Source organism: Actinomadura darangshiensis (assembly GCF_004349235.1).
Classification (GTDB): domain Bacteria; phylum Actinomycetota; class Actinomycetes; order Streptosporangiales; family Streptosporangiaceae; genus Spirillospora; species Spirillospora darangshiensis.
In genome coordinates this window covers 1-7,397 of the sequence record NZ_SMKY01000374.1, presented here as the reverse complement: position 1 = coordinate 7,397, position 7,397 = coordinate 1, and the positions used below count along the sequence as shown (strand labels likewise).

At 70.1% G+C, this 7,397-nt stretch carries 10 protein-coding genes; 7 read left to right on the top strand and 3 right to left on the bottom strand.

Going from position 1 to position 7,397, the window contains the following annotated elements; translation table 11 throughout:
- Together E1293_RS41940 and E1293_RS41935 are read left to right on the top strand one after the other, a co-directional pair.
- Window positions 1-744, top strand: a 744-nt coding sequence (locus E1293_RS41940; protein WP_132204894.1) for a DsbA family protein, incomplete at its 5' end; no start/stop codon positions are given.
- Window positions 745-781: 37 nt separating this feature from the next.
- Window positions 782-979: a hypothetical protein gene (locus tag E1293_RS41935; protein WP_132204892.1), complete on the top strand. Its 198-nt coding sequence runs from the start codon at window positions 782-784 to the stop codon at window positions 977-979.
- A gap of 70 nt (window positions 980-1,049) precedes the next feature.
- Here the strand turns inward: E1293_RS41935 and E1293_RS41930 are convergent, their stop codons facing one another.
- Entirely contained in the window at window positions 1,050-2,051 is a 1,002-nt protein-coding gene (locus E1293_RS41930; protein WP_132204890.1) for an aldo/keto reductase family protein, read from the bottom strand.
- Between the two features lie 60 nt (window positions 2,052-2,111).
- Entirely contained in the window at window positions 2,112-2,687 is a 576-nt protein-coding gene (locus tag E1293_RS41925) for a DUF3043 domain-containing protein (RefSeq protein ID WP_132204888.1), read from the bottom strand.
- A gap of 132 nt (window positions 2,688-2,819) precedes the next feature.
- On the opposite strand from E1293_RS41925, the gene E1293_RS41920 reads away from it, so the two are divergent.
- The 4 genes from E1293_RS41920 to pspAB all read left to right on the top strand — a co-directional run bounded on the left by E1293_RS41920 (window position 2,820) and on the right by pspAB (window position 5,568).
- A complete protein-coding gene (locus E1293_RS41920; protein WP_207939416.1) occupies window positions 2,820-3,629 on the top strand; it encodes a PspA/IM30 family protein in 810 nt (269 codons plus the stop codon).
- A complete protein-coding gene (gene pspAA / locus E1293_RS41915) occupies window positions 3,626-3,904 on the top strand; it encodes a PspA-associated protein PspAA (RefSeq protein WP_132204884.1) in 279 nt (92 codons plus the stop codon). The genes E1293_RS41920 and pspAA overlap by 4 nt, the downstream gene beginning before the upstream one ends.
- 173 nt (window positions 3,905-4,077) lie before the next feature.
- Window positions 4,078-4,995 carry a zinc metalloprotease HtpX gene (gene htpX, locus E1293_RS41910; RefSeq protein ID WP_132204882.1) on the top strand — a complete coding sequence of 306 codons (918 nt, stop codon included), beginning with the start codon at window positions 4,078-4,080 and terminating at the stop codon, window positions 4,993-4,995.
- A 3-nt stretch (window positions 4,996-4,998) separates the two neighbouring features.
- Complete coding sequence (pspAB, locus tag E1293_RS41905) at window positions 4,999-5,568, top strand: PspA-associated protein PspAB (protein WP_132204880.1); 570 nt, start codon at window positions 4,999-5,001, stop codon at window positions 5,566-5,568.
- A 21-nt stretch (window positions 5,569-5,589) separates the two neighbouring features.
- Here the strand turns inward: pspAB and nadA are convergent, their stop codons facing one another.
- Window positions 5,590-6,744 (bottom strand): quinolinate synthase NadA, encoded by a 1,155-nt coding sequence (gene nadA / locus E1293_RS41900; protein ID WP_132204878.1) that lies wholly within the window; start codon window positions 6,742-6,744, stop codon window positions 5,590-5,592.
- A gap of 234 nt (window positions 6,745-6,978) precedes the next feature.
- On the opposite strand from nadA, the gene E1293_RS41895 reads away from it, so the two are divergent.
- Window positions 6,979-7,341, top strand: a complete 363-nt coding sequence (locus tag E1293_RS41895; RefSeq protein WP_132204876.1) for a HesB/IscA family protein — start codon at window positions 6,979-6,981, stop codon at window positions 7,339-7,341.
- Window positions 7,342-7,397 lie beyond the last annotated feature (56 nt).

The window sequence follows — 7,397 nt, the reverse complement described above, 5'->3', positions numbered from 1 at the left end:
GGCCCGCCCCCGCCCGGCCGCAGGGGCGGCGGCGGCCTGCTGGTCGCCCTGCTCGGCGGCGGCCTCGTCCTGGTGCTCATCCTGGTCGCCGCCGTCGTGCTGGTCATGCGGAACGGCGATGACGAAGGCGGCGGGGGCGGCGGCGACGTCCGGCTGACGGTCGGCAAGATCGCCGGTGGCGCGGAGGCCAGGCCCCTTGCGGACGGGAGCCTCGTCATGGCCCGCCCCGGCGTCACGGCGCCGGTCGTCGACATCTACGAGGACTTCGCCTGCCCGCCCTGCGGCGGGTTCGACAGCAAGCACGACCCGATGCTCAAGCAGATCGCCGTCGCCGGGGACGCCAAGGTCGTGTTCCACCCGATGCTGATCTTCGGCGAGGCCACCCAGCCCGCGCACGACAACTCCCTGCGGGCCGCGGCGGCGCTGCGCTGCGTCGGCGACGGCGCGCACTGGCTGTCCTACCAGGACGCCCTCTACGCCCACCAGCCCGCGAGCGAGACCTCCACCGGCTACACGACGGACGAGCTGCTCCGCTACGCCGAACCCCTCGGGCTGACCGGCGACGACTTCACGTCCTGCGTCGAAGACCAGAGCTTCGCCGGCAGCGTGAAGACCGTCAGCCAGGGCTACGTGTCGTCCGGGATCCAGGGCACGCCCAGCGTGCGGGTCAACGGGCGCACGCTCGACTCGTCCGACATCCAGACCTCGTCGGCGCTGCGGCGCGCGATCGAGGCGGCGTCCTGACCGGCTAGTCTCACCGCGACGAGGGAGGTCGAGCGCGATGGCGTGGAGCTGGCGTTTGGAGAAGGCCGACGGGCGCCCGGTCGGGATGTCGGAGGAGACCTTCTCCACCCAGGCGGACGCGGAGAGCTGGCTGGGGGAGAACTGGCGGGGCCTGCGCGTCGGCGAGGTCGACAAGGTGACCCTGCTGGACGGCGAGACGGTCGTGTACGGGATGAGCCTGCACGACCCCGAGTGACCCGGGCACGGGAAGGGCCGCGGAGCGCGCTCCGCGGCCCTTTCGCACTGCGGGCGGGTCGCTTCGCGGGTCAGGGGCGCCGGCTCGGGCTGGCGGTCTTGTCCGGGTCGCGGATGACGGAATCGCCGAGCACGTCGTCGATGCGCTTCAGCACGTCGGCGTCCAGCTTCACCCCGGCCGCCTTCACGTTGTCGGTGACCTGTTCCGGACGGGACGCGCCGACGATCGCCGCCGACACGTTCGGGTTCTGCAGCGTCCACGCGATCGCGAGCTGCGCCATGGACAGCCCGAGGTCGTCGGCGACCGGCTTCAGGTTCTGCACGCGGGTCAGCAGGTCGTCGTTCAGGTAGCGCTTGATCATGTCGGCGCCGCCCTTGTCGTCGGTGGCGCGCGACCCCTCCGGCAGCGGCCGGCCCGGCTTGTACTTGCCGGTCAGCACGCCCTGCGCGATCGGCGACCAGACGATCTGGCCGACCCCCTCGCGCTCGCACAGCGGCACGACCTCGCCCTCGATGACCCGCCACAGCATCGAGTACTGCGGCTGGCTGGAGACGATCCGGTCGAAACCCATCTCATCGGCGATCTTGAGTGCGCGCTCGATCTGCTCCGCCCGCCACTCCGACACGCCGACGTAGAGGACCTTGCCCTGCCGGACGAGGTCGTCGAACGCCCGCATGGTCTCCTCGAGCGGCGTCTCGTAGTCGAACCGGTGGGCCTGGTAGAGGTCCACGTAGTCGGTGCCGAGGCGGCGCAGCGAGCCGTTGATCGACTCGCTGATGTGCTTGCGGGACAGGCCCCGGTCGTTCGCGCCGGGCCCGGTGGGCCAGTAGACCTTGGTGAAGATCTCCAGCCCCTCGCGGCGCTGCCCCTTCAGCGCGCGCCCGAGGACGTCCTCGGCGCGCGTGCCGGCGTAGACGTCCGCGGTGTCGAAGGTGGTGATCCCCTCGTCGAGGGCCGCCCGCACGCACGCGCGCGCCGCGTCCTCCTCGACCTGGGAGCCGTGGGTGAGCCAGTTGCCGTACGCGATCTCGCTGATCTTCAGACCGCTCCGGCCCAGGTTTCGGAACTCCATGCCACCGACCCTAGCCCGCGCATGATCGGTCCGGACGCGCCGGACGGCCCCGGCGCCCGGTCAGACCTTCTCCTTGTCGCCGACCCGCAGCTGGGGGTTCGGGACCCGCAGCCGGCGGATCTGCATGGCGCGCATCGCCGCGTACATGCCGACGCCCTTGGATGCCTCGCCGGGGAAGCGCTCGGCGGCGAGTTGCTTGATGCCGCGGCTGAGCAGCAGGCCCTCGGCGAACACGACGACCAGCAGCAGCGGCGGCGCGAACAGCACCAGCAGCCGCGCCGCCGGGATCGGCAGCATGCTCAGCAGCACGATCGCGAACATCGCGTACATGAGGTACGAGCCGACCGTGCGGCGCGAGTCGACGTAGTCGCGGGCGAGCCGGCGGACGGGGCCCTTGTCCCGCTTGAGCAGGTGCTTCTCGTCCCCCTTGGCCATTCCCTGGCGCGTTTTCACGCGGTCGGCGGCCTGCCGCTCCCGCACCTTCTTGTAGGCCTCCTTGCGGGTGGCCGGAGCGGTGATCGGCTGGCGGCGGAGCTTCTCGGCATCCCTGCGCTTGGGCGTGGGACGGCCCTTGCCTCCGGGCTTTACTACCTGAGGAGGATCCGCCGGGGCCTCCGGGGTACGACGCTTGAACACGGGATCAGCCTACCGGCTGCGAACATCGTGGCTGCCTCGCGCGTTAACGCGTAGGGTGATAAGAACCCCAGCAGTGGTCATTGAGCCCAGTTCACGACTGAGGCGACAGCACGAAGGGACCGGCGCCGCGCGATGAGCGTGATGAAACGAATGTCGATGATCTTCAAGGCCAAGGCCAACAAGGCACTTGACCGGGCCGAGGATCCTCGCGAGACCCTCGATTACTCCTACCAGCGTCAGCTGGAGATGCTGCAGAAGGTTCGTCGCGGGGTCGCCGACGTCGCCACCTCGCGCAAGCGTCTCGAGTTGCAGATCAACCAGCTCGAACAGCAGCAGACCAAGCTGACCGACCAGGGCAAGAAGGCGCTGCAGGTCGGCCGGGAGGACCTCGCCCGCGAGGCGCTGACCCGCCGCTCCGGGCTGGAGAGCCAGCTGAACGACCTGCGCGGCCAGTACCAGCAGCTGCAGGGCGAGGAGGAGAAGCTCACCCTCGCCTCCCAGCGGCTGCAGGCCAAGGTCGACTCCTTCCGCACCCGCAAGGAGACGATCAAGGCGACCTACACGGCCGCCGAGGCGCAGACCAAGATCAACGAGGCGTTCTCCGGCATCTCCGAGGAGATGGGCGACGTCGGCCTGGCGATCCAGCGCGCCGAGGAGAAGACCGACACGATGAAGGCGCGCGCCGGCGCGATCGACGAGCTGCTGGAGTCCGGCGCGCTGGAGGACTTCTCCGGGCCCAGGGACGACATCCAGGCCGAGCTCGACCGGATGGGCTCCGGCCCCGGCGTCGACCTCGAACTGGAGCAGCTCAAGGCCGAACTCGGCCAGGGCCCCGCGCCCAAGCAGCTGAACCAGGGCACCCCGACCGCGCAGCCGCAGCAGCAGCAGCACGACACCCCGCAGCAGGCCCCGTGGCCGAACAACCCCGGGGGTGCCCAGTGATCGTCCGCCTGATGGGCGAGGGTCAGCTGGACGTGGCCGACGGGGAGCTGTCCTCGCTGAACACCCTCGACTCCGAGCTGGAGTCGGCGATCGAGTCGGGCGACGAGACGGCGTTCCGCGCCGCCCTCCGGGCGCTGCTGGACAACGTCCGCAAGGTGGGCAAGCCGCTGCCGGCCGACAGCCTGGAGCCGTCCGAGCTGATCCTGCCGCCCGCCGACGCGCACATCGACGAAGTGCGCGCGATGCTGGGCGACGAAGGGCTCATTCCTGACTGACTGGACGGTGCCTGGAGTGGAGCGCCAGCGGAATGGAAGGCATCGGTCGGGAGTCTGGGGGGCGTCCCCCAGAGCGACGCGCACGAGGCTCCGGGTGATTGTGGACATCCAGGCACAAAACCCGGGTCTCGTGCGTTTCTACAAGTGAATCTGGATGGACTGGGGGTGGCCGCATGGCCAGGACGCGCTACGCCTCCGACCGGGGGCTGACATCGCGGATGCTCGTGACGATGTTCCTGCTGGGGCTGGTGTACGTCGTCTTCGTCGGGGCTTTTTTCGTTTTCGTGCCCAAGTGGGCCGGTGTGGCGCTGGCCTTCGCGGTGGTGTTCCTGCTCGCCCAGTACTTCTTCTCCGACCGGATGGCGCTGTTCGCCATGCACGGCCGGGTCGTCTCTCCCGAGGAGGCGCCCGAGCTGCACGGCGTCGTCGACCGGATCTGCGCGATGTCGGACGCCCCGAAGCCGAAGGTCGCGATCGCCGACACCGACGTGCCGAACGCGTTCGCCACCGGCCGGAACCAGAAGAAGGCCGTGGTGTGCGTCACCACGGGGCTGCTGCGCCGGCTCGACCCGGTCGAGCTGGAGGGCGTGCTCGCGCACGAGATGGCGCACGTCGCGCACAAGGACGTCGCGGTCATGACGATCGCGTCGTTCCTCGGCATCTGCGCGGGGCTGATCACCCGCTTCGGCCTCCAGTGGGGCCTGTGGGGCGGGTTCGGGCGCCGCAGCAACGACCAGAACACCGGGCTGATCCTGCTGGCCGTCGTCGCGGCCAGCGCGCTCGCCTACGCGGTCAGCTTCCTGCTCACCCGGGCGCTGTCGCGCTACCGCGAGCTGTCGGCCGACCGCGCCGCCGCGCTGCTGACCGGCCGCCCGTCCGCGCTGGCCAGCGCGCTGACCAAGGTCAGCGGGGAGATCGCGCGGATCCCGACGAACGACCTGCGGTCCGCGCAGGCGTTCAACGCGTTCTTCTTCACCCCGGCGCTCGGCAAGGGCTTCAGCGTCTCGTCGCTGTTCTCCACCCACCCGTCGCTGGACAAGCGGATCGCCGAGCTCTCGAAGATCTCCGACCAGCTCAGCAGGGGAGTCTGATCCGTGGGTTTCCTGGACACCCTCCTCGGCCGCTCCAAGCCGGCCAAGCCCGATCTGGACCAGATCTTCGGGCTGTCGACGGCGGCCGTCACGCTGGAGGCGGCGACGGGCTTCACCCCGACCGGGCTCGGGTCGGTGTCCTTCCGCGCGGCCGAGGGCGCGGCGTTCGCCCGGCTCCAGGCCGAGGTCCAGGAGCTGCTGGACGCCGACGAGGGCCCCAAGGTCGAGATCAGCACCGACTCCTACGGCTACACGTGGCTGCTCGCCACGCATCCGCCGCAGGAGATGCCCGAGCTCGTCACCGACCTGCACGCGGTGAACGCGACGCTGGAGTCGGGCGGGTTCGGCCCGCACCTGCTGTGCTCGCTGGTCGGCTTCAAGGGGCCGGACGGCCGCAGTCTCGCGCTCGTCTACCTGTACAAGCGCGGCACGTTCTACCCGTTCGCGCCGCTCCCTGGCAACAAGCGCGACAACGCGCTCGAACTCCAGGTGCGCGGCGCGATCGGCGCCGACCTCCCCTTCGAGGACGACCTCGGCCGCTGGTTCCCCGTCTGGGGCGCCCCCGGCCTGTGATCCGGACGAGCCTGTGACCGGCTAGGGGAGGGCGAGCATCTGGTCGAGGGCGATCCGGGCGTAGTGCGCGGTCTCCCCGTCCACCTCGATGACGTTCTCGACCTTGCCGGCGGCCAGCGACTCCAGCGACAGGACCAGGTGCGGCAGGTCGATCCTGTTCATCGTCGAGCAGTAGCAGACGGTCTTGTCCAGGAACATGATGTTCTTGTCCGGGTGCGCGTTCGCCAGCCGCCGGACGAGGTTCAGCTCGGTCCCCACGGCCCAGGCGGAGCCGGGCGCTGCGGACTCGATGGCCCTGATGATGTACTCGGTCGAGCCGATCCGGTCGGCGGCCGTGACGACCTCGTGCCGGCACTCGGGGTGCACCAGGACGTTCACGCCCGGGACGCGGGCCCGGACGTCGTCGACCGACTCCTTGCTGAACCGGCCGTGCACCGAGCAGTGGCCGCGCCAGAGGATCATCTTGGCGTCCCGCAAGCGCTGGTGCGTCAGGCCGCCGTCGCGGCGGTGCGGGCTGTAGACGACGCAGTCGTCCAGCGAGAAGCCCATCTCCAGGACGGCGGTGTTGCGGCCGAGGTGCTGGTCGGGCAGGAACAGGACCTTCTTGCCCTTCCCGTAGGCCCAGTCCAGGGCGCGCTTGGCGTTGGACGAGGTGCACACCACGCCGCCGTGCCGTCCGACGAATCCCTTGATGTCGGCGGAGGAGTTCATGTAGGTGACGGGGACGACGTCGTCGGCGATGCCGGCGTCCTCCAGGACGTCCCAGCACTCCTCGACCTGGTCGAAGGTCGCCATGTCGGCCATCGAGCAGCCGGCGCCGAGGTCGGGCAGGATCACCCGCTGGTGCGCGGCGGTCAGGATGTCGGCCGACTCCGCCATGAAGTGGACCCCGCAGAACACCACGTAGGGCGCCTCGGGGCGGGCCGCGGCCTGCTGGGCCAGCTTGAACGAGTCGCCGGTGACGTCCGCGAACCGGATGACCTCGTCGCGCTGGTAGTGGTGGCCGAGGACGAACACCTGGTCGCCGAGGGACGCCTTCGCGGCGCGGGCCCGCTCGACCAGGGCCGGGTCGGAGGCGGGCGGCAGCTCGCCGGGGCAGTCCACGCCGCGTTCGCTCGCGGGGTCGGCGCCGCTGCCGAGGAGCAGCAGCGGAAGGTCGCTTACCGGGGTGGTCACGGTGTCTCCCTTCGCGACGGAGGCTTATCGTCGCTTTGACGACTAATGATGGCACATCCGGGCGGCGGCGTTGATGTGACGTAGAACGCACCGTCCCCTAGCGTTAAACACGGCAGATAAGCGGAATGGCCAAGTACCGAGGTACGTTGTCCTACGTGAAGAGGCGTACGACGTCCTCCAGGACAAGCGACAGTCCGCCGCACCGCGGCGCAGCGAGACCCGGGAGCTGAACACATGACGGTTTCAGGCGAGACCACGCAGGAGACCACGCAGGAGGGCGTCGTCCTCACCGACGCCGCCGCCGAGAAGGCCAGGGGCCTGCTCGAGCAGGAGGGCCGTGACGACCTTGCGCTGCGTGTCGCCGTGCAGCCGGGCGGCTGCTCCGGCCTGATCTACCAGCTCTTCTTCGACGAGCGGGAGATGGACGGCGACCAGATCCAGGACTTCAGCGGCCTCGCGGTGCGCGTGGACCGGATGAGCGCCCCCTACCTGACGGGCGCCACGATCGACTTCGTCGACTCGATCGAGAAGCAGGGCTTCACGATCGACAACCCGAACGCGTCGGGCTCCTGCGCCTGCGGCGACTCCTTCAACTGAGCGCCGCCCCAGTACAGGGCTCGTGAGGGGGCGGGCCGGGCGACTCGCCCGGCCGC

What these genes read in the sequence shown, in the direction of transcription:
- htpX (WP_132204882.1), top strand. Translation starts at nt 4,078, where the DNA reads ATGGCCAGGACGCGCTACGCCTCCGACCGGGGGCTGACATCGCGGATG.
- E1293_RS41930 (WP_132204890.1), bottom strand. Translation starts at nt 2,051, where the DNA reads ATGGAGTTCCGAAACCTGGGCCGGAGCGGTCTGAAGATCAGCGAGATC.
- E1293_RS41920 (WP_207939416.1), top strand. Translation starts at nt 2,820, where the DNA reads ATGAGCGTGATGAAACGAATGTCGATGATCTTCAAGGCCAAGGCCAAC.
- E1293_RS41935 (WP_132204892.1), top strand. Translation starts at nt 782, where the DNA reads ATGGCGTGGAGCTGGCGTTTGGAGAAGGCCGACGGGCGCCCGGTCGGG.
- E1293_RS41895 (WP_132204876.1), top strand. Translation starts at nt 6,979, where the DNA reads ATGACGGTTTCAGGCGAGACCACGCAGGAGACCACGCAGGAGGGCGTC.